19 protein-coding genes are annotated in these 19,782 nt (G+C 39.1%); 8 read left to right on the top strand and 11 right to left on the bottom strand.

All coding sequences use genetic code 11. From position 1 onward, the window contains the following. Nucleotides 1–79 precede the first annotated feature (79 nt). Nucleotides 80–865, bottom strand: a complete 786-nt coding sequence (locus tag JOC36_RS02630; protein WP_205144958.1) for a glucose 1-dehydrogenase — start codon at nt 863–865, stop codon at nt 80–82. A 675-nt stretch (nt 866–1,540) separates the two neighbouring features. Here JOC36_RS02630 and JOC36_RS02635 point away from each other — a divergent pair. Continuing rightward, a complete protein-coding gene (locus tag JOC36_RS02635; RefSeq protein WP_205144959.1) occupies nt 1,541–2,146 on the top strand; it encodes a hypothetical protein in 606 nt (201 codons plus the stop codon). Between the two features lie 53 nt (nt 2,147–2,199). On the opposite strand, the gene JOC36_RS02640 is transcribed toward JOC36_RS02635, so the two are convergent. After that, nucleotides 2,200–2,805: a short chain dehydrogenase gene (locus JOC36_RS02640; RefSeq protein ID WP_205144960.1), complete on the bottom strand. Its 606-nt coding sequence runs from the start codon at nt 2,803–2,805 to the stop codon at nt 2,200–2,202. 70 nt (nt 2,806–2,875) lie between these two features. Continuing rightward, on the bottom strand, nt 2,876–3,148 hold the full coding sequence (locus JOC36_RS02645) for a hypothetical protein (protein ID WP_205144961.1): 273 nt from the start codon (nt 3,146–3,148) through the stop codon (nt 2,876–2,878). 169 nt (nt 3,149–3,317) lie between these two features. Between JOC36_RS02645 and JOC36_RS02650 the strand changes: the two genes are divergently transcribed. Both JOC36_RS02650 and JOC36_RS02655 read left to right on the top strand, forming a co-directional pair. Next, the gene (locus JOC36_RS02650) at nt 3,318–4,265 is read left to right on the top strand and encodes a TerC/Alx family metal homeostasis membrane protein (protein WP_205144962.1); all 948 of its coding nucleotides are present in this window, start codon (nt 3,318–3,320) and stop codon (nt 4,263–4,265) included. A gap of 127 nt (nt 4,266–4,392) precedes the next feature. Continuing rightward, nucleotides 4,393–5,109: a hypothetical protein gene (locus JOC36_RS02655; RefSeq protein ID WP_205144963.1), complete on the top strand. Its 717-nt coding sequence runs from the start codon at nt 4,393–4,395 to the stop codon at nt 5,107–5,109. A 35-nt stretch (nt 5,110–5,144) separates the two neighbouring features. On the opposite strand, the gene abc-f is transcribed toward JOC36_RS02655, so the two are convergent. After that, nucleotides 5,145–6,641, bottom strand: coding sequence for a ribosomal protection-like ABC-F family protein (gene abc-f, locus JOC36_RS02660; RefSeq protein WP_205144964.1), 1,497 nt, complete (start codon nt 6,639–6,641; stop codon nt 5,145–5,147). 251 nt (nt 6,642–6,892) lie between these two features. After that, entirely contained in the window at nt 6,893–8,848 is a 1,956-nt protein-coding gene (locus JOC36_RS02665; RefSeq protein ID WP_205144965.1) for an ABC transporter ATP-binding protein/permease, read from the bottom strand. A gap of 227 nt (nt 8,849–9,075) precedes the next feature. Here JOC36_RS02665 and JOC36_RS02670 point away from each other — a divergent pair, with 227 nt between their 5' ends. After that, nucleotides 9,076–11,025 carry a hypothetical protein gene (locus JOC36_RS02670; RefSeq protein ID WP_205144966.1) on the top strand — a complete coding sequence of 650 codons (1,950 nt, stop codon included), beginning with the start codon at nt 9,076–9,078 and terminating at the stop codon, nt 11,023–11,025. A 196-nt stretch (nt 11,026–11,221) separates the two neighbouring features. Here the strand turns inward: JOC36_RS02670 and JOC36_RS02675 are convergent, their stop codons facing one another. The 6 genes from JOC36_RS02675 to map all read right to left on the bottom strand — a co-directional run bounded on the left by JOC36_RS02675 (nt 11,222) and on the right by map (nt 14,530). Further along, complete coding sequence (locus JOC36_RS02675; RefSeq protein ID WP_205144967.1) at nt 11,222–12,628, bottom strand: C69 family dipeptidase; 1,407 nt, start codon at nt 12,626–12,628, stop codon at nt 11,222–11,224. Between the two features lie 280 nt (nt 12,629–12,908). Further along, complete coding sequence (locus JOC36_RS02680; RefSeq protein ID WP_205144968.1) at nt 12,909–13,088, bottom strand: hypothetical protein; 180 nt, start codon at nt 13,086–13,088, stop codon at nt 12,909–12,911. A gap of 29 nt (nt 13,089–13,117) precedes the next feature. Beyond that, nucleotides 13,118–13,336: a type II toxin-antitoxin system PemK/MazF family toxin gene (locus tag JOC36_RS08825; protein ID WP_338061827.1), complete on the bottom strand. Its 219-nt coding sequence runs from the start codon at nt 13,334–13,336 to the stop codon at nt 13,118–13,120. Next, complete coding sequence (locus JOC36_RS08830; RefSeq protein ID WP_338061828.1) at nt 13,299–13,469, bottom strand: type II toxin-antitoxin system PemK/MazF family toxin; 171 nt, start codon at nt 13,467–13,469, stop codon at nt 13,299–13,301. Before JOC36_RS08830 ends, JOC36_RS08825 begins: the two co-directional genes overlap by 38 nt. Continuing rightward, nucleotides 13,463–13,705 carry a hypothetical protein gene (locus JOC36_RS02690; protein ID WP_205144969.1) on the bottom strand — a complete coding sequence of 81 codons (243 nt, stop codon included), beginning with the start codon at nt 13,703–13,705 and terminating at the stop codon, nt 13,463–13,465. The genes JOC36_RS08830 and JOC36_RS02690 overlap by 7 nt, the downstream gene beginning before the upstream one ends. 30 nt (nt 13,706–13,735) lie before the next feature. Further along, nucleotides 13,736–14,530: a type I methionyl aminopeptidase gene (map, locus tag JOC36_RS02695; protein ID WP_205144970.1), complete on the bottom strand. Its 795-nt coding sequence runs from the start codon at nt 14,528–14,530 to the stop codon at nt 13,736–13,738. Between the two features lie 218 nt (nt 14,531–14,748). Here map and JOC36_RS02700 point away from each other — a divergent pair, with 218 nt between their 5' ends. The 4 genes from JOC36_RS02700 (at nt 14,749) to JOC36_RS02715 (ending at nt 19,727) form a co-directional block, all read left to right on the top strand. Continuing rightward, on the top strand, nt 14,749–14,997 hold the full coding sequence (locus JOC36_RS02700; RefSeq protein ID WP_205144971.1) for a TM2 domain-containing protein: 249 nt from the start codon (nt 14,749–14,751) through the stop codon (nt 14,995–14,997). Nucleotides 14,998–15,150: 153 nt separating this feature from the next. Next, a complete protein-coding gene (locus JOC36_RS02705; protein ID WP_205144972.1) occupies nt 15,151–16,506 on the top strand; it encodes an amino acid permease in 1,356 nt (451 codons plus the stop codon). A 241-nt stretch (nt 16,507–16,747) separates the two neighbouring features. Further along, on the top strand, nt 16,748–17,872 hold the full coding sequence (locus JOC36_RS02710; RefSeq protein WP_205144973.1) for a glutamate--cysteine ligase: 1,125 nt from the start codon (nt 16,748–16,750) through the stop codon (nt 17,870–17,872). 523 nt (nt 17,873–18,395) lie between these two features. After that, nucleotides 18,396–19,727 carry a M20/M25/M40 family metallo-hydrolase gene (locus JOC36_RS02715; RefSeq protein WP_205144974.1) on the top strand — a complete coding sequence of 444 codons (1,332 nt, stop codon included), beginning with the start codon at nt 18,396–18,398 and terminating at the stop codon, nt 19,725–19,727. The last annotated feature ends 55 nt before the right edge of the window (nt 19,728–19,782 follow it).

A 19,782-nucleotide genomic window follows, 5' to 3' on the forward strand; every position in this document is an offset into this window, starting at 1 on the left:
TCATTAATCTTTTTATAGTTACTATATTAAAAAAGCGATTGCCTATATAGACAATCGCTTTTTTTAAATCAAATTTTGATTAACCAGCACCACCCTCGAAGGCTGGGTACAAGGCCATACCACCATCAACAAATAGTGAAGTACCTGTTACGTAGTGGGCTTGTTCTGAAGCAAGGAATGCAGCAGCATCAGCAACGTATGAAGGCTTACCAATTTCCTTCATTGGGACCATGCTTTCTGTCTTAGCCTTTTGCTTTGGATCAGCAAACTTCTTAGCATTGATTGGTGTATCAATGGCACCAGGACAAATATCGTTGACACGGATACCTTGTTCTGCATATTCAAGCGCTACAGTTTCAGTGAACATCTTAGTTCCACCCTTTGAAGCTGCATAATGTGCAAATGTTGGCCAAGGAATTTGTTGGTGAACAGATGACATATTGATAATGCTTCCCTTAGTTGAGTTCTTTTGGAAGTCGCGCAAAGCAGCACGTGTTCCCAAGAAAACACCACCCAAGTTAACATCAATAACCTTTTGCCATTCGTCATATGGCATGTCAGCAGTTGCAAATGGCTTTTCAATTCCAGCATTGTTTACCCAAACATCAATTGAACCGAAGTTATCAGTTGCTGCCTTAGCAAGAGAGTCAACATCGTCTTCGTTTGAGACATCAGCTTGTGCCAAAACAAGCTTCTTACCATACTTGTCTTGAAGCGCCTTCAAGTCGTCAGTCATCTTCAATTCACCAACATAGTCAGCGACAACGTTCATGCCTTCTTCGAGGTAACGTTCTACAATTGACATACCTAAACCAGTCGTACCACCAGTAACGACAGCAGTCTTACCTTGCAAATCTGTATACATATCCGTACACTCCTTTAGAATAGAAATTTCGATTGGCTGCGAATCTCATTGAAACAATCGCCAACAATTTGAACCCAAATAATGGTTTAATCACCAATTTTTTAAGCAAACAATAAAAATCGCTACAAAAATGACTAAAAAATGAATTTTTGATTAATTTATACCCCACTAGACATTAGCATCAGCTTAATCAAAAATACACCTTTGTGTTTTACTTTTGTAAAGCACAAATTGTCCGCGTAACAACCTTTACATCCGAAAGGAATAGTTCAGCTATAGCTACAAAAGATATTCCCAAGAATTCAAGCTCTTGAATGATTGAATCAACCACATTCATACATTAGTAACTATCTCGTTACCAATTGGTCACATTATAGCATACAACTTCTATTTTTATCCAACATTATTTCAAAAAAATGACAAAAATAAGAAAATAAAATTATTGAACTTGTTTAAAAGTGAGAAAAAATACATTTCATGACAATTCTAACGTTTGTATATGGCAATTGGTTAAATGTTTTACTCATTTTAAGCTTTCCTGGCACACCATTCAAGCCCAATTAAAATTTAAGAACTTAAAATTTTTAGATATTTAGGCTCGCTTTTTTTAAGGCAAAGAAATGATTTTAATGCTATAATGAAAAACAGAATATCGAGATGAGGAGAAATTAAATTATGCGTAAAGGTCTTATCGCAGCTGCTGCATTGTTAACAATCGGTGGTGCGGGTACTTATGGTGTTGTTGAAGCAAATAATCAACACCAAGCCCAAGTTGCAAGTAGTGAATCATCACACTCAGCATCAGTCAAGTCATCATCACGTGCCGAATCTAAGAAGCAAGCGGTTGCAAATAATAAATCAGCAAATGCATCAACAACTCAAAAGGATGCAAGTTCTGATAGTGACACAACTCAAACAAGCAGTTCTGAAGTCGCTCAATCATCAAGTGATCAAGCAAATTCAGCTACGACAACTGACAGTAATTCAAACAATCAAGCTACTAGCAACAACGATCAAGCTCAACAAACTCAAGCAACGAGTGATCAACAAGCTCAATCAGCTGCTACTAACCAACAAACTCAAGGCAGTGACGTTTCAAACATGTCAACTGACCAACAAGTTTCAAGTATTCACGAGCAAGCAAGTCAAAATCCTCAACGCTATAAGCTAGATGATGCTTTGACTCAAGGCTATTCAAACAGTGCTATTCGTCAAATTCCAGCTTGGTCACACTACACTGATCAACAGTTGAACCAATTCCGTAAGGACAATGGTCAATAAACAATCATAAAAAAAGACGCGAGGGTTAACCTGGCGTCTTTTTTTATGATTGTTTATTGATAAATTTTATATTCTTGCCCGGTTTGCTGTCCGACAACACTTTTAACAAACGCATTCGCAACTTTAGAAATAGGCACAGGTGTGAAACCCATAAACGTATCTTTTTGTTGCTCAAAACTTTCTTCAACAATATTTGGACTAACCGAATTAATCCGTAGACCCCGTGGCAGTTCAATAGCTGCTGTCTTCACAAAGGCTGTTATTCCACCATTTGCCATCGCAGCCGAAGCACCACCAACAATTGGATCATCTTTCTTTACGCCGGTTGTCAATGTGAAACCACCGCCATCATTAATGATATGCTGACCCAACAATACTAAGTTAATTTGTCCTAATAATTTACTGTCAATCGACAATTGATTATCTGTTGGTTTCATTTCAACCAGAGGCTTTGCCGTTGTTTGACCCGCTGTCGAAATAACATGGTCAATGTTTTCAACTGTTGCATACATTTGTTCAATACTTTCGGGTAAAGTTAGGTCAACATATACGTCGGCCTCATGCCGTCCAGCAACCAACACCTCATGCCCTAAATCCTTTAATTTTTCAACAACTGCCTTACCCAGCGTACCATTTCCACCAACAACTAATATTTTCATTTCAGTGACTCCTTTTCGTTCAACATCATCGATACATTATTTTGATGTGTCCATTCCATTGAGTATGCACCTAAGCGAGTGTTAATTCAATTTTTTCATTCTTACCAATGGCCAAGCGCTTTAACCGTTGAACAGAATCGATATCCAAAAACTCAATCATATCTGGCAAGATATTTAATTGGATTGTCACAACGGGTAGTTCATCCGCTTTAACTAAATAAATATTCACTTGATAAGTGTGTTCTTGATTTAATTGCCCAACGTCAACTTTGACTGCTTCACGACTAGTTATTTCTAAAGACCACCCATCTGGTAAAGCCGTTTGTGTAACTTGCGATTCCATGTAAAAGCACCTCCCATTTTTACTATCTTTATTATACCGAACAAAAGCAAAAATTTGTCGAAACACACATTAAATAATTATTCACTTATTGAAGTGCGCATAAATTCGCGCGCATTACCTTTAATTTGGGGTATAATATACCTATTCTTTTAGAAAGTGATTTAATATTATGCAAATATCTCCCCTTTATTGGGTTGGCTTCTTCGTCTTTGTAGCAATCATGTTATTTTTAGACTTAAAAGTCTTTAACCGTGAGGATAAAACTCCTACCATCAAAGGTTCATTAATTACCAGTGGTTTTTGGATTGTTTTGGCGCTTTTATTCTCATTCGTCATTTTCCATTTAGGTGGAAAAACACCAACAATTGATTACCTCACTACGTATACGCTTGAACTATCACTTAGTTTAGATAATTTATTTGTTTTCATCTTGGTCTTTACTTATTTCCATATTGATCAAAAATATCAACATCGTGTCCTCTTCTGGGGAGTCTTCAGCGCAATTATTTTGCGAGTCCTCTTCATTCTTGGAGGCGCGGCCATTCTAAGTCGATTCCAATGGCTAATGTATGTTCTAGGTGCTTTCCTACTTTATGCTGGTATTAAAATGTTTTTTGAAAAAAGTAATCAAAATGACAACTTAGACGACAGTCGTTTGATGCAATTTTTAAACAAGATTTTACCCATTGAAACCACAGATGAAGGGCCTAAGTTTTTCATTAAGGATCATGGCAAGTGGTATGTGACACAATTCATGGTTGCCTTGATCTTTATTGAATTATCAGACATCATTTTTGCCTTTGATTCAATTCCTGCTTCTTTGGCGGTCACACAAAATACATTTGTCGTGATCACGTCAAACATCTTTGCATTAATGGGCCTTCGTTCATTCTATGCTGCATTATCAATCATTTTACCCATGTTTAAATATATCAAATATGGACTTGCTAGTATCTTAGCTTTCATTGGCCTAAAAATGATTATCAACGAAATTGCTAAAACAGTTGGTTGGCATTTTGAAATTTCAAACGCTGCTTCCCTTGGCTTTATTGTGCTTGCCTTAGGTATCGCAATTATTGCTTCTCTCATTTCAAATCGGCGTAAGAAACAAGCATAAATAAAAAAACTGCCAAATTGGCAGTTTTTTTTATTGTATATCATATTAATGTTTTGTATAATTTTGCTTTGTGTTAAAACCAATACGTGTAAGCGATTCACGTTAAAAGCGCCCGGAGAACCTTGATATGTCTCAAGATCAAACAACCCCCGCCCCAAATCATACCAAAGCTAAAGGCTTTGCCATCACTACTGCTGTTTTAGCAGTCATTAGTATCATCTTAGGACTTTTCCCTTACGCCAATATTGCTGGTAGCATTCTTGGTGCCCTAAGTCTGATTTTTGCTATTATTGTACTTTGCTTGAATTTAAAAAATCCAGAGCGCCTCTCAAAAATCACGTTACTATTAGCCATTTTTGGACTTGTCGTGCCAATTGCAACACAATTTGTTTACCATACAACGCCCAATGCAGTGTTAACAAAAATTGAAGACACCAAGCGTAAAGAACTTTATGAAAATTCAGATTTGAAAACTTCATATAATTCATATGCCGAAGTCTATAATGATACCGCTAAGGAAGCTAAGGCTCAAATGGAAAAGAGTAAGCCTGAAATTGAAAAAGCCTCAGATATTAATATGTCTGACCAAGAAACTGATCACATTATCGATACCGAAGTCGACAAGATGGAGAAAATCTTTGATCGCGGTGATAAAAACATGGAAAACGTGCTTTTCAAGCACGTCGTTCAAAACAAAAACAATGACATTATTGATTTGGAAGATGCCTATTCTGATAACAAGGCATATGCTAGCGATGCCCGTCGCGTTGACCCTAACGAATATAAAGAATATGAAAAGTGGGAAAAAAAGCTTGCTGATTTAGCTGAACAAGAAATGAAATAATTAAAAAGCAGACAATTTAGATTGTCTGCTTTTTTTTAGTTCTTTTGCAAATTAATTTTTTTGGCCTTAATATTTTCAATAAAGGTCTGATCGTGTTCAACGATTAACATCGTTGGTTGCATCTTTAAAATAACCTGTTCCAACTGTCCTTGATTAAACACATCAAGATAATTCAATGGTTCATCCCAAATATATAATTCGGCCGGCGTTACCAAAGCTCGAGCCAATTCAACACGCTTTCGCTCCCCTTGACTCATTGCTTCAATTCTTGTTGCAAAATTCTTTCGATCAACCCCTAACTTATGAAGGACATTTAAAAATAGTGCTTGATCTAAGCGATTTAACTCACAAAATTCAGTGAGACTACCATTTAAATCGTTTGGTTCTTGACGCATGGTACTAATTTGGTGAGCTTGGCATACAACATCTCCCGTAATCTGGCCGGTGAATTGTCCTAAGACCGCTTTTAACAGTGAAGACTTTCCTAACCCATTTTCACCAGTAAGCGCAACGACTTCACCAGGTTTAATTTGGAATGAGATTGGTGCAAACAAATTGCCTGCTCCATAATTTAAAGTTAAGTCCTTTACTTGTACAAGTTCTTTTTGATGCGTGGACTGTACATTCATCATTAAAGGCTCTTGGCGTTCAAGATCATGCAACAAGCTTTGCTTCTCCGTGATTTCTTGATCACGTCGTCGTTCAATTTGTTTAGATTTTTTCATCATCCGGGCCGCACGCGCTGTTTCAAAGCCACGGTCACCATGATTACCACTACCTTGTTCTCGTGGATTACCATTAATGCTTGCTTCACGTTGTCTTGACCAATCAGCTTTTTGACGCGCCGTCCGCTTTAAGACCTGAATATCTTTTTGCAAATGCTCATGCTTTTCAAGTTCATACTGATCCCGCGCGGCTTTCTCCTGTTCATACACAGCAAAATTGCCACCATATAAGACTAAATTTGTTTTTTCAATTGCCATAATATGGTTAGTGACTGCATTTAAAAACTGTCGATCGTGACTAACCACAAGATAGCCTGCTTTTTGTTTAAGATAACCCTCAACTTGCTTTCGCGTGGCTTGATCCAAATGATTTGTTGGCTCATCCAATAACACATAGCCATTAGAATCCGCAAAGCAAAGTGCTAATAGCACCTTCGTTTGCTCACCACCCGATAATGTCGCAAAAGGACGATACAAAATATCATCTGGTAACCCCAGTAATGACATCTCACGGTCTACCTGCCAACGTTCTCCACCAATCGGACATAAATCATCAATGACATAATCTACCAACATTTGTTCATCATGAACATCTTGTGGAAAATAATTAATTGCCACCGGAACATCCACTTCACCTGCTGGTTTCAATTTCCCTTGAATGATATTCAACAGTGTCGTCTTACCCCGACCATTTCTACCGACCAAACCTAGTTGCCAACTTGTATCAAGGTTTAAATTCACATCTTCAAATAAGGGTTCGTTTCCAGCATAAGCAAAGGTCATATTTTTTATTGTTATTTTCGACATATAAAACCTCCAAAAAAAGACACCAGTCTACAATTAAATAGACTGGTGTCTTCGTTATTGAGGCCATTATACGCCCCCCTCGAAGAATCACTAATCTTGAAAATTGCAGACTCTCCCCGTTAACTACAGGGAAAACTTCATTTCAACATTAGCTTAATTCTTCAACGGACACATACCTCACTTGTTTTGATTATTTAGAAGCTTAACATAACTTACTAAACAAGAGCAACTATTTACTTTTTGAGATAACATTAATCGGCTGACAACGCATCAATTGGATTTAACTTTGAAGCCCGACGCGCTGGTAATAACGCTGCGAAAAATGAAATCAAAATGGCGAGCACAATCACCAAGACGATATTTTCCCAGTGGATTTGAACCATATTAAATTTGGCAATTTTGTAAAGGCCAGCATTGAAGACCGCTCCCAAACTATAACCCAACACAATCGATAAGAGAGCCGCTGACAAACCAATCATTAATGATTCGCTAGTAAAAAGTCGGCGAATATCTTGTTTTGATTCACCTAGGGCCCGTAAAATGCCAATTTCCTTGGTTCGCTCTGAAACTGACATATACATCGTTACAATAATCATCAAGGCGGAAACCACTAATGAAATTGCTGCAATAATGGACAACACATTCGTTGCTAAATCGACAAATGTATTGATTTGACTCAACATTGATCCTGCCGTCATGGCAGTAAAGGCCTTTTTACCATCTGGCGTGCGAATTGCTTCAACGTCCTTTTGAACTTGATTGACATCATTACGATTTTTCACCATCATCGATACAAAATTAGCATCTGAAATAGCACCAGCCTGCTTCAAGCCATTTTGAAGAGTCTTATAATTCATCACATTTGTTGCACCAGTACTACCCATGTCGATGACACCAGATACTTTCACAGTCGTTTTGACTGGAACGGGCATGCCCTTTTTGTTGGCACCCGCATAATACAAGGTGATTTTCTTACCAATAATTGCGCGCCAATCTTTGGCATTATATTTCTGAGCCACCGTCTTTTTATCAACTACAATCTCGTTGTTTCCCGGCTTGTGCCCAGCTTTTAAACTGTCCTTTTTGATACTACTTGACCAAGTTTGCACTTGTGATAAACGAATCTGTTTTCTAGTAACTCCATTCGCCTTAACACCAGCTAATTGAATCCCTGGCTCAATTGTTCCAGCATTTTTGATGTGCTTTAATTCCTGAAGCTGAGCTGCTGAAATATATTGCGGATCAGTATATTGCGCACTTTGATCGCCATCATCACTATAACGTAAGACATTCACGGAACGTGGATTAACTAACGAATTAACCTGGTCATTAATATAGGCTTTAACCCCATTCCCCAGGCCACCAAATAATAGTACTGCGAACAATCCAATCGCGGTCCCCAAAATAATGAGCGAATTACGCCAAAAATTATGTTTGAAATGCTTAAAAGCATTGCCATAGCTTGCCCAACGACTCAACTTTTTCGAACCAATTTGCGCTTGTTTTGTTGGTAACGGATATTTTGTTCGTAATGGTTGATCATCATCAATCTTACCATCTGCTAGATGGACAATCCGGGTTCCAGCGTCTGCCACAATTTGCGAATGGGTCACCGCAATCACAAGTTTCCCCTGTGCCGCAATTTGGTTCAAAATTTCCAATACTTCATTGGTATTCTGTGAATCCAAAGCTCCCGTGGGTTCATCAGCAATAATAACCTTTGGATTCTTAGCTAACGCACGCGCAATCGCGACACGTTGCTTTTGTCCACCAGATAATTGACTAGGCAATTTGTTAATTTGATCACCTAAACCAACATCATCCAATAATTGTTTAGCACGGCTCTCTCGTTCATCACGCGTTAAATCGGTCATGTCTAAGGAAACCATCACATTGTCTAGAACAGATAAGTGGCTAACCAGATTGTATGATTGATAAATATACCCAACCGTACCGCGCCGATAAGCATCCAAGGCTTTTTCTTGGTGATGATCCAAAACATTGCCATTTACCGTGACAGTTCCTTCAAAATTACGATCTAAACCACCAATAATATTCATTAAAGTCGACTTACCGCCACCAGACTCACCTAGAATTGATACAAACTCACCTAATTCGAAATCTAAATCAATTCCTTTCAAGACGGGAAAGACTTCATCACCTAAATAATAAGATTTTTGAATATCCCGTAAACTCATAAATGCCATCGAAATTCTCCCTTGGCTTATTTTTTTGAACGTTTAACTTGATTGCATTATAACTGATAATAGTCTATTTGTAATTAACGAATATGCTTTTATTAGCCCCCGCCCCCTTTTTATAAGTATGTTTTTCATTAAATTCTTATCATTATTACCTTACATTCTGCTCTTAAAATTGATACCATGAAAAAGTATGTTTAAAAAATAAAATAAATCTTTGAAAGGTCCTGAATATGCAAATACCAAAACACTCATTGTTGGCACGTTTACTTGCATTTGCTTTAGTAATCGGAATTATTGGAAATATCATTAATCCAATGAATCCCAACTTTTTACAAAGCCTCATTGTATTATTTGTGGCAACTGTTGGCTGGTTTACGCTAAAGGGCATTAAACCATTCATCGCCCGTCTCACGCCTAGACAAGTTAAAGGTAGTGTCATTGGCGCCTTAGTCATCATGGTGGTCTTACAAATTTTAATATTGTGGTTCTTGCCAGTGACAATTTATCATGATCCTTATCGTGTTCTAACCCAAGCTGATGCACTAAGTCACCATGTATCGGGTTGGACATCAAATTATTTTTGGCGTTACCCTAATAACGTTTCAATTGCTTACTTGATGACGCTGTGGTTGAAATTCACGCAGTCATTTGGTTTAACAACCAACACTGCGCTACATATCTTATCTTTCATTACCTTAGATACGTTCATCGTGTTAATGTTGAAAACAATGTATGACGTCAGCCATCATAATCGCAATGTGTTATTTGGTGGCTTGGCCTTCATGGTGGCTTCACCTTTCGCTTATACCTATTTCTTACAAGTCTTCTATTCTGACTTACCTTCGTTGTTAGTTCTCTTGATTATTTTCAATGTGCTTTATCGTTGGCCTCATTTTTCAACGAACCAACGCATTGGATCAGGGATTGTCCTAACGCTAGTGGTTTGCTTGGGTCAACTCTTAAAGCCCAATCTAATTGTCTTAATTCCAGCTTTCGTGATTGTTTTTGCGCTTGTGTTTTATCATCATAATTTCAATAAGCTTAAGATTATCGTCCCAACACTTTTAATCTTAGTTGGGTTTGGGCTAAGCGTACCGGCTAAACAAGTTATTTTTAATGCAACTCATTTTGAAAATAACGAAAAATACGAACTACCAACCGTTTCCTGGATCGCAATGGGCCTAAACAAGGAGACCCGTGGTGTCTATAATGGTGACGACATCGCTTATGAAATTGGTCTGCCAGATAAAGACACCCGCCAAGATTTTGAAACTCAATTAGTCAAAGATCGCGTGCATGAACTTGGACCATTTGGCTTAATTCAACAGTGGACGATTAAGCTAGCAATCCTATTAAACGCTGAAAATCCACAGGATTTTTACAATGGTGGTTTAATTCAAAAGCCAGGCTGGATCGCTCGTCACGGTAACTTCTATTCACGATTAGTTAGTTTAATTTACCAAGTCGCCACAATTCTATTGTTCGCTTCGCTGGTGACTCGTCTGTGGCATTGGCGCTCACGTTATGATAATCAAGCGCAAGTCGTGACATTACTTTCAATTGTCACCATCTTAGGTTATATGGGATTCCACAGTCTTGTTTGGGAAACTGAACCTCGTTATGGTCAAATCGTCCTACCATTAGTGATGTTTGCCTTAGCTGCACTCCCTGCACCAGCCAAACAAGTGACCGTACCTCTTAAAACGAAGTATCAAAGTTTCATGCCTGTAGTTGGTTTAGTAACGCTACTACTAGGTGCATACGGTCTTAAACTAACAAGTGGTCAACCACAAATTATTGCGGCCCAACGTAGTCAACTATCAAAGCAATATGGTAGCAAACAAACTACTCCCATTAATCATCACGATGTTGTCACACAAAGGGTCGACTTTAAAGCACCGGTGCGTTACTTCTCACTACTCAGTAATTCAAAAACAATTTTGATTAATACTCAAACGCATATGACCTATCAGCTGACGTCTCAGCCTAATACAAACTCACATGTTTATAAAGGATTGTTGCCAGCCGGTAGTTATGAAATTCGTGTCACAAATAGTTCCGCTGAAAATGAAAATTTGGATATTATCAAGACCCAGAATTACCGTTTAGCTCCGTACCCACTTTACTTTAATAATCATCAGCAAAAATTTGCTTCATTGATTTATAAAGCTGTTAATTAATTTCTAACATAAAAAAAGCCCCTCAGTTGGACAAAATTGTTTAACTGCAGGGGTATTTTTTATGAGGGAGTATTCAAATGTCCACCCTAAAAAGCCATGGTGTACTTCAATAAAAATCTATCATTATAAATTTGACAAAAAAACACCGTAAGAGAAAGTAAAGTCCTTACCCCTACGGTGTTTATCTTCATTCATTTTAATCGTTTAGATTATAACGTAAAGTCATATTGGCTGATCCCAAGTTAACCATCTCACCTAATAATTTCGTTTGACGAGTAACAGACTCATCAGCAAGCTTTTGGTTCGCTTCCGCTAAGACATCATCAACCGGTTCACCAGCAATGACTGCTGCATCAGCTGTATGTTGAACTTGTCGATAGGCCGTCATTGCCTCTAGCTCGAAACTATTCCTTAAATCAACATACAAATCATAATTGGTATCACCTAGCAACGCCGTTGTACAACTCAACCAGTACATATTATTAAGATCAAATGTTGCACTGGCATCTCGATATGAAGCCGGCGTATCATTCACATTTGCATAAAATGGCACCACTGCATTAAAAGTATTTGCACCAAAAGCAAGCCAATGCACCCCTGCAATTGCAGCAGGAACATTATTGCGTATTTGCAAAATATGCACATTATGGTTTCGATTTAGACCCATTGGTCGGAATAATTTACGATCACTTGCGCTCCCATTACCATACGGGTCATATGGTGTATTTTCATAGTGCGCACTCAAGACAAATTTGACATCCTCAATTGAAATTTTGCGATCAGCATACGCAATAAATGGTAAATCTTGTTCCTGCGGTTCATGTTCGACTCCCGGTGTTAAGTATTTTTGACCGTACCAAACGCGTGGATTATTATAAACCGTATCTTTAATTGAGGCCGAGCCAAAGATATGGCGTAAATTATAAACATCAAAATCTGGATTTAATTGATTATCATCGATAAATTTTTTCAAATCGGCTGATGACAAAGTATCATCCCCATCAAAATCAAAAGTATCAATGCTCATCCGATTTGCTGCAACCACATAGGCATCATCGGGTATACGCACTGCTGCCCAATGATGTCCACCGATTGTCTCTAACCACCACACTTCATCTTGGTCAGCAAAGGCAATCCCATTTGGTTCATATGTCCCATATGCTTCAAGCAACATCCCTAAACGTTGTACACCTTCTTTAGCAGAGTGAATATAAGGTAACACCAACGTGACAATATCTTCTTCACCAATGCCGTTATCAATAAACGGATCCAAAGCTTGCACCCGTGGATTTGTAGTAATCGTTTCCGTTGCCGACATCGCCACGTTTTCAGCATTAATTCCTGCGGCGGGCCAAATGCCATCCGTCAAAACCGCATTAGGCATTGACGTGTAACGCATTGGATTATCCGGTAAATCAATGGACACATGACTCAAAACAGAGTCATAGTGACGTGGTTGCTCATCTGGAGTAACAACGGTGAATCTTTGAGGATCCAGCGCTTCATGCCCGTCATCATTACGTGAAATAATTGTTGATCCATCTAAAGACGCCTTCTTACCTACTAGAACCGTCGTACATGAACCATGCACTCTATCTGTCATCTGTATACCATCCTTTACTTATTAATAGTTTCAGTATAAACCTTTTTCAAAACTTCTGCTGGACGCACCATACCTGAAAATCAATCCAAAATCCATAGATTTCACATGTGCTAGCCTGTTCTAATACACTTTTTACACCCGATTGGGCTAAATTTCGCAAAACAAATCGACAAGCTATAACTAAAGAACTGTTACATCTTTTTTTGCATAAGAAAACCCATTAGTTGAACCACTTCAACTAATGGGTTTATTTCTTCCTACCAGTATTGCTCGAATTTACTTAAATCTCACAAGTACACCAGTTTTTAAGTTGACTAGCTGGAACTGTTTGCGTTTCGCCACCTTCAAAGCGTACTTGATAAGTGTCTGCTTGCGCATCATGTCCCATAACTAAAGCCGGGGTTTGTTCCTTACCAGTTTCTAAAACCTGAACTGAACTACCAATTAAAAAATCTGACATTCGGCACCTCTTTCTCGTCTTTACATGCTTCAATGACTGACTGCTAATGTTACTTTATGCAACAATTCATCTAAAATATCCTGTGGTAATTCTTCAACTAATTGCCAATCTCGCGCTTGAAAATCAAAGGCTTTCAATTGTTCAGTGTAAATTGTGCCATCAATTTTAGTGCGATCATCTAAAGCAACATGCAACGGATACTCTTGGCCATCATAACGGCCGTGTGAGATTGGTACTACCCAGGCCAAAATGTGAGGTTTCCATAATAATATTATTACTGATGACCACTGCTGGCCGACGCTTAATGATCTCATGCCCCGCTGAAGGTGAAAAATTAATATAGATGATTTGTCCTTGGCGTGGATAATGTCGTTCTACCATTTCGATTCCTCATCCTCTACCCATTCATCAAATTCAGGCTCATAGATACCTTGCCAATTTTTAAACAACTCTTCTAAGAGGACGTTGTTAGCTAAATTAGCTTTAGGCACGGGATGAAGAATGACAGTGTCAGCAACACCTTTCACAACATCGTACTGATCATCCTTCTTTGCTTGCACTTCTTTTGGCAAACGAATGTAGGTGCCTTGTTGATCTTCTTCTACACGTTCAATCATCATAACCTCCTCACCCCAGTAAATTAAAGCCTAGTCACTAGGCAATAAGTACTTTGCATCAAATTCAGGATCTTGACTGGTCAAAATCTTAGGACCATCCTTGGTGACAACTAAAGTATGCTCATATTGACAAGACCATGAACCATCAGCTGTTTCGACAGTCCATCCATCATCCTCGCGTGGTGGCTTAACTTCCCAACTACCCATATTAATCATTGGTTCAATCGTTAAAGTCATCCCTTCCTTCAAACGGGTACCGTGTCCGGCAACGCCATAGTGTGGCACAGCAGGATCTTCATGCATCGTTGGTTGAATACCATGGCCAATATAGTCACGGACATTCCCATAACCAGTTGTATCAATATAACTTTGAATGGCATTTCCAATGTCACCAATTCGGTTACCAACCAGAGCTTGGTCAATTCCCAAGTACAAAGCTTTCAATGTTACATCCATCAAATTTTGGACTTCTGGTGAAACTTCACCAATGGCATAGGCCCAAGCCGAATCAGAGTAATATCCATCTAAGTCAATTACCGTATCAACTTTAACCAAGTCGCCATTCTTTAAAATACGCTTCTTACTTGGGACGGCGTGTGCAACTTCATTGTTAACCGCCACACAAGTTGCATATTTATAACCTTCAAACCCAAGTTCGGCTGGACGGCCACCTCGGTCCTCAATAAACTTACGACAGAAGTTCTCAACATCCATCGTTGAAAGACCTGCCTTCAAATAACCGCGGAGAGCAATATGCATATCAGCCAATAGTTTACCTGACTTTGCCATGCCCTTAATTTCACGTTCAGATTTTAATGTAATCATTTAGTCTTCTCTCCAATTAATTTAAACTTCACCCTATAGTTATACCACATTTTCTATACGACTTATAGCCCGCCCCCTACAACGACAGACAAAAGAAGTTCACGGATAAATTAAAACAAAATGATTGACGACTCACCTCTTTCTTAGATAAAATTACTATTCAATAGATATTGTATAGGTGCAATTCTAATTCACCGAAAAACCCGGAGGAGTTTCTTATGAGTCAAACTAATTCAAACCCCAAGCCACAAACTGAAAAAAGTAAAGCTGTAGCTTATATCTTGGCTATCTTACTTGGTTACTTTGGTGCCCACCGCTTTTATCTTGGTAAAACCAAGTCAGCAGTTGCGATGCTATTAATTGCCGTCTTGACAGCTGGTGCTGGTACGCTATTTACTTTCTTCTGGGTCCTATATGACCTATTCAAGATTCCTGGTTGGGTTGACGAGCATAATCGTAGCATTTAACCAACTTGGTGATAACGTCATAAAAACGGTCTGATTTGTTTCCTAAGCTAGGACGCAAACACAGACCGTTATTTCTTTTTTGCATGCCGACTACCGCGGTATCCATAAGCTTAAATTTATAAATTGCAAATTCAAGGGAGCTAGTAGATTCATATGGAAAGAAATCTAACATCACGACAAGTTCAAATGATTGCATTAGGCGGTACCATTGGTGTCGGCCTATTCATGGGAGCTTCTTCAACAATCAAATGGACGGGGCCATCCGTCCTAATTGCCTATATCATTGCTGGTGGCTTCTTATACCTGATTATGCGAGCCCTTGGTGAAATGTTGTATGTTGATCCAACAAGTGGTTCATTCGCCAAATATGCAGCTGAATACATTCATCCAGTCTGGGGCTATCTAACCGCTTGGAGCAATATTTTCCAATATATCGTGGTCGGAATTAGCGAAATGATTGCCGTTGGTGGCTATATGCAATATTGGTGGCCACACTTACCAGGTTGGTTACCTGGCTTAATCGCTGTTACTTGCCTTTGCTTAGCTAATATCGCCTCGGTTAAGATGTTTGGAGAACTAGAATTTTGGTTCGCTTTAATTAAAGTTGTCACCATTATTCTATTCATTATTCTCGGCCTAGGAGTCATTCTATTAGGAGTGGGCAACCAATGGCATCCTGTTGGTTTTTCAAATCTATGGTCGCATGGTTTCTTTACTGGTGGCGTAACTGGCTTTATTTTCGCCCTAGCCTTAGTATTAACATCATATCAAGGTATTGAATTAATTGGTGTTACTGCTGGTGAAGCCCAAGACCCTCAAAACACACTCGTTAAAGCCATTCATTCAACTGTTTATCGGATTTTAATTTTCTATGTTGGTGCAATTTTTGTGATCTTATGTATCTACCCTTGGGACCAACTTAGTTCAGTCGGATCACCATTTGTTCAAACTTTTGCAAAAATAGGCATTACTGGTGCGGCAACAATTATTAATTTCGTTGTTTTGACGGCGGCCCTTTCTGGGACCAACTCTGGTATCTATAGCGCTAGTCGCATGACTTATAACTTAGCCGAAGCGCATGAATTACCAAAGTTTTATACCAAATTAAATCGACATGGTGTGCCTGCTTACGCCGTGTTTGCAATCTCATTTGGGATTTTCCTTGGCATCGTCATTAACGCAATTGCCCCACTCTTCTTTAAAAATGCGGGGAATGCCTTCGTGATTGTTTATAGTTCGAGTACTTTGCCAGGAATGATTCCATGGTTCGTTATTTTGGTCAGCCAAATGCGTTTCCGAAAAGCGCATCCTGAATTAATCAAAAATCATCCATTCAAAATGCCATGGTCTCCCTATTCAAACTACATTACTTTGCTTTTCTTATTGATTACTTTAATCTTTATGTTTTTTAACCCCGAAACCCGCTTATCATTGACGGTCGGCTTAGTCTTCTTAAGTGTCATGGCCATCGTCTTCTTTATCCAACGCGGTAAAAAGCGACATGCATAAATAAACCCCTGACTTTGTTTGAAGCATTTAACAAAGTTAGGGGTTCTTTTTTACGCTTCAATACTAATGGGCTAGCATTTAATCTGCCTAATCATAATTTTAAAACGTTAAAAAAACGAAGGTTGTTATTTAAATTTTTAAACACTTTCTTTTTCATAGTACGACATCTATAATGTGTAGAAATATAGCTAGGTTCATTCCGATTTATTTGGCATGATAAATTTCAATGGAGGCATCGGCCATGCACACATTCAAAAGTACAAGCTTACCAACTCAATTAACCACAGATTTGATTTCGGAACATGTCGGCATCGAAATTGAAGAACACCGTGTTCAAATTCCACAAACACGTTTATCACGGCATCCCCATGCCCCTGCACTCGGTGACCGGCGTGTTGAGCCAAATTACCAAACTGACTTTTCTGAAAGCCAAGAAGAATTAGTCACCAATCCCCAACAAAATACCACTGATGCACTCGCGCAACTGCATCAATTACAAAATACACTCACACACTATCTAAACGCTGATGAAATTATTTGGCCCCTTTCAATGCCCCCATATTTGTCCGAAAGCGATTTAACTTTCCTGGATACACATTTCGAGCGTCCCTGGTATCAAGACTATCGTCGTTTTTTGATTGAACAATATGGTTATTATCAGCATATTATGACTGGTATCCATGTCAATTACTCACTTTCTAACCAATTAATGAACCAACTCATTGCAAAGCGAGCTTACCCTAATCGCAATGCTATTTACTTTCAAACCCTCAAGCAAGTTTCCACATATCGTTGGCTAATTACCTATTTATTTGGCGCCAGTCCCCTCACCGAAAATCCTGATACAGATCAGCTTTTAACTCGACGGCCTGACATTACTGAACCAGTCCGTTCGTGGCGCTCAAGCTCAGCTGGCTTTGCGAATCATCCAGAGCTCGCCTTAAATTTTTCATCCTTAGACCAATTTTTTGCTAGCTTAAATACTCTAATTGATGATGGCACCCTATTTGATTTGAGTGAGTATTATGGGCCGGTCCGTGTCAAAGCGACTGAAACCTATCATGAACAACACCACCATGCCGTTGAATATCTAGAATTTTGCCTTTTTGATTTGAACCCTTACAGTACAGATGGCATCAGCGATACCATGCTGACCATTTTAGAGCTATTAATTTTAGATGCAGTGTTTTATCCACAAAACATCGACAATGCAAAAATTAAAGAGTCTGTTGTCAAAAATGATTCGATTGCGCTCCAAAATCCAGAAACGCCGCTAACACAACCTTTACAACAGGAACTGACCGATTTACTAACACGCTTAGAAACATTATCTGCAATCGCAACTCCCGACCTTGCTGCTAAATGACAATCGGCTATTCAGTTCATCCAGGCAAATCTCGATCGCCCAACTTCTACCATTTCCCAACAAATATTAGCTGAAATTCAAGCTGGTTCATTGAAAGAATTTGCAATTCAACGCGGGAAAATTTGGAAAGAACAGCATCTTTCTATTTGAAAAATCTCATAATCTCATTTGACTTTTATAATTTATGTTTGTATGATTTATCTATACCCATTAAACAAAGTGATCAGGAAAGTAATTAAGCATCTGCGTCTCAGAAAACTAGTGGTTGATGTGAACTAGCCCAAGATACCTAATGAAAATGACTTGTGATTGGTACACGCGAATAATGAGCGTGTAACGGATTGGCCCCCGTTATCTCGGCACACCATTCGGTAATATTTTACCCGATGGTTAGCAAGTGAAGTATGGCAACATGACTTCAATTTCAGAATGGAAACGCAACTATGATTTTAGCTGCTTCTGAATTCAAACTTTTGGTTTGGATTTGGGAGTGGCTTTTTTGTTAAATTTAGGAGGATTGTCGATGGAACCACACGAAAAATATTTAAACTTACTCCAAGACCTCGTCGCAATTCCCAGCGTATCAGCTAAAGAAGCGCATTTACCAGAAGCGGCCCAGAAAGTCGCTCAAGCGCTCACCGAATTAGGTGCCGCAGTCACATATGACGATACCTATTTTGCACCACTTGTCATTGGAAGACTTTACAGTTCTCAGCCTGATGCTGAAACCGTGATTCTATATAACCATTATGATGTGCAACCCGCGGAACCTTTCGAACTTTGGGATAGTGACCCTTGGATGTTAACGCAAACAGATGATAAATTAGTTGGCCGAGGCGTCAACGATGACAAGGGAAACATCACCGCCCGTCTAACTGCTGTCGCTGAATATTTGGATGAACATCAACAGGTCTTACCAGTCAATATTATTTTCTTAATTGAAGGCTCCGAAGAAACTGCTTCTCGACATCTAGATAGCTATTTGGCTAAACATGCCGATGCCTTACAGGCAGACTTAGTCATTTGGGAATCCGGTGAAAAAAATAACGATGGTCGCATTGAAATCATGGGTGGCAACAAAGGGATTGTGACTTTCACCATTGAAGCTACGACGGCCCAAAAAGACTTACACTCTTCCTTAGCTGCCGTGGTCGATTCTGCAGCCTGGCGTCTATCACAAGCTTTGGCGACTCTATATGACCAAGCTGGTCATATTCAAGTACCTGGTTTTTATGATGACGTCATTGCTCCAAATCAACGTGAACGCGATTTAACTGCAGCAATCCCGTTCACTCGAGAAGCATTCGTAGCACAACACGAAATCAAAGCACCATTACTAACAGATAAAACCAAAGCTGATTTAAAAGAAACGCTTTATTTTCAACCAACCCTTAGTATCGAAGGCATCACATCTGGTTGGCAAGGCACTGGCGTTAAAACCGTATTACCAGCACATGCCCAAGCCAAGCTGGAAGCCCGCTTAGTTCCCGGTATGGACCCCGATAAAACATTCAACCAAATTCAGGCCTACCTAAAACAACAAGGCTTCGATGATCTCGTTTTAACCAAAACCCTTGGACAACCAGGGTATCGTAGCGATATGTCTGATCCTGAGATTGGTCGCGTGGTGCAAAGTGCCCAAAAAATCTATCCTGAGGCACCCATTGTTGCACCGTCCGATGCCGGAACTGGACCAATGTATTATGTTCATGAAGTGGTTCAGGCTCCAATCGCGACGCTCGGCATCGGATATTCTCATAATCTAGACCATGCGCCCAATGAAAATATTCGTTTAATCGATTATGACCAAAATATTGCCGTTATTAAACATCTCATTGCAAGTTATGAAAAATAGCTATACTCATGATAAATAACTGAAACAACTCAGTCATTAGCATTGGAGGCTCTTT

The sequence above is a fragment of the Weissella uvarum genome (assembly GCF_016908785.1).
GTDB lineage: Bacteria > Bacillota > Bacilli > Lactobacillales > Lactobacillaceae > Weissella > Weissella uvarum.

Coding starts and splice junctions, on each gene's coding strand:
- JOC36_RS02670 (WP_205144966.1), top strand. CDS start 9,076: ATGCAAATACCAAAACACTCATTGTTGGCACGTTTACTTGCATTTGCT.
- JOC36_RS02680 (WP_205144968.1), bottom strand. CDS start 13,088: ATGTCAGATTTTTTAATTGGTAGTTCAGTTCAGGTTTTAGAAACTGGT.
- JOC36_RS02630 (WP_205144958.1), bottom strand. CDS start 865: ATGTATACAGATTTGCAAGGTAAGACTGCTGTCGTTACTGGTGGTACG.
- JOC36_RS02675 (WP_205144967.1), bottom strand. CDS start 12,628: ATGACAGATAGAGTGCATGGTTCATGTACGACGGTTCTAGTAGGTAAG.
- JOC36_RS08830 (WP_338061828.1), bottom strand. CDS start 13,469: ATGGTAGAACGACATTATCCACGCCAAGGACAAATCATCTATATTAAT.
- JOC36_RS02635 (WP_205144959.1), top strand. CDS start 1,541: ATGCGTAAAGGTCTTATCGCAGCTGCTGCATTGTTAACAATCGGTGGT.
- JOC36_RS02655 (WP_205144963.1), top strand. CDS start 4,393: ATGTCTCAAGATCAAACAACCCCCGCCCCAAATCATACCAAAGCTAAA.
- JOC36_RS02645 (WP_205144961.1), bottom strand. CDS start 3,148: ATGGAATCGCAAGTTACACAAACGGCTTTACCAGATGGGTGGTCTTTA.
- JOC36_RS02715 (WP_205144974.1), top strand. CDS start 18,396: ATGGAACCACACGAAAAATATTTAAACTTACTCCAAGACCTCGTCGCA.
- JOC36_RS02700 (WP_205144971.1), top strand. CDS start 14,749: ATGAGTCAAACTAATTCAAACCCCAAGCCACAAACTGAAAAAAGTAAA.
- JOC36_RS02710 (WP_205144973.1), top strand. CDS start 16,748: ATGCACACATTCAAAAGTACAAGCTTACCAACTCAATTAACCACAGAT.
- map (WP_205144970.1), bottom strand. CDS start 14,530: ATGATTACATTAAAATCTGAACGTGAAATTAAGGGCATGGCAAAGTCA.
- JOC36_RS02640 (WP_205144960.1), bottom strand. CDS start 2,805: ATGAAAATATTAGTTGTTGGTGGAAATGGTACGCTGGGTAAGGCAGTT.
- abc-f (WP_205144964.1), bottom strand. CDS start 6,641: ATGTCGAAAATAACAATAAAAAATATGACCTTTGCTTATGCTGGAAAC.
- JOC36_RS02705 (WP_205144972.1), top strand. CDS start 15,151: ATGGAAAGAAATCTAACATCACGACAAGTTCAAATGATTGCATTAGGC.
- JOC36_RS02690 (WP_205144969.1), bottom strand. CDS start 13,705: ATGATTGAACGTGTAGAAGAAGATCAACAAGGCACCTACATTCGTTTG.
- JOC36_RS02650 (WP_205144962.1), top strand. CDS start 3,318: ATGCAAATATCTCCCCTTTATTGGGTTGGCTTCTTCGTCTTTGTAGCA.
- JOC36_RS02665 (WP_205144965.1), bottom strand. CDS start 8,848: ATGGCATTTATGAGTTTACGGGATATTCAAAAATCTTATTATTTAGGT.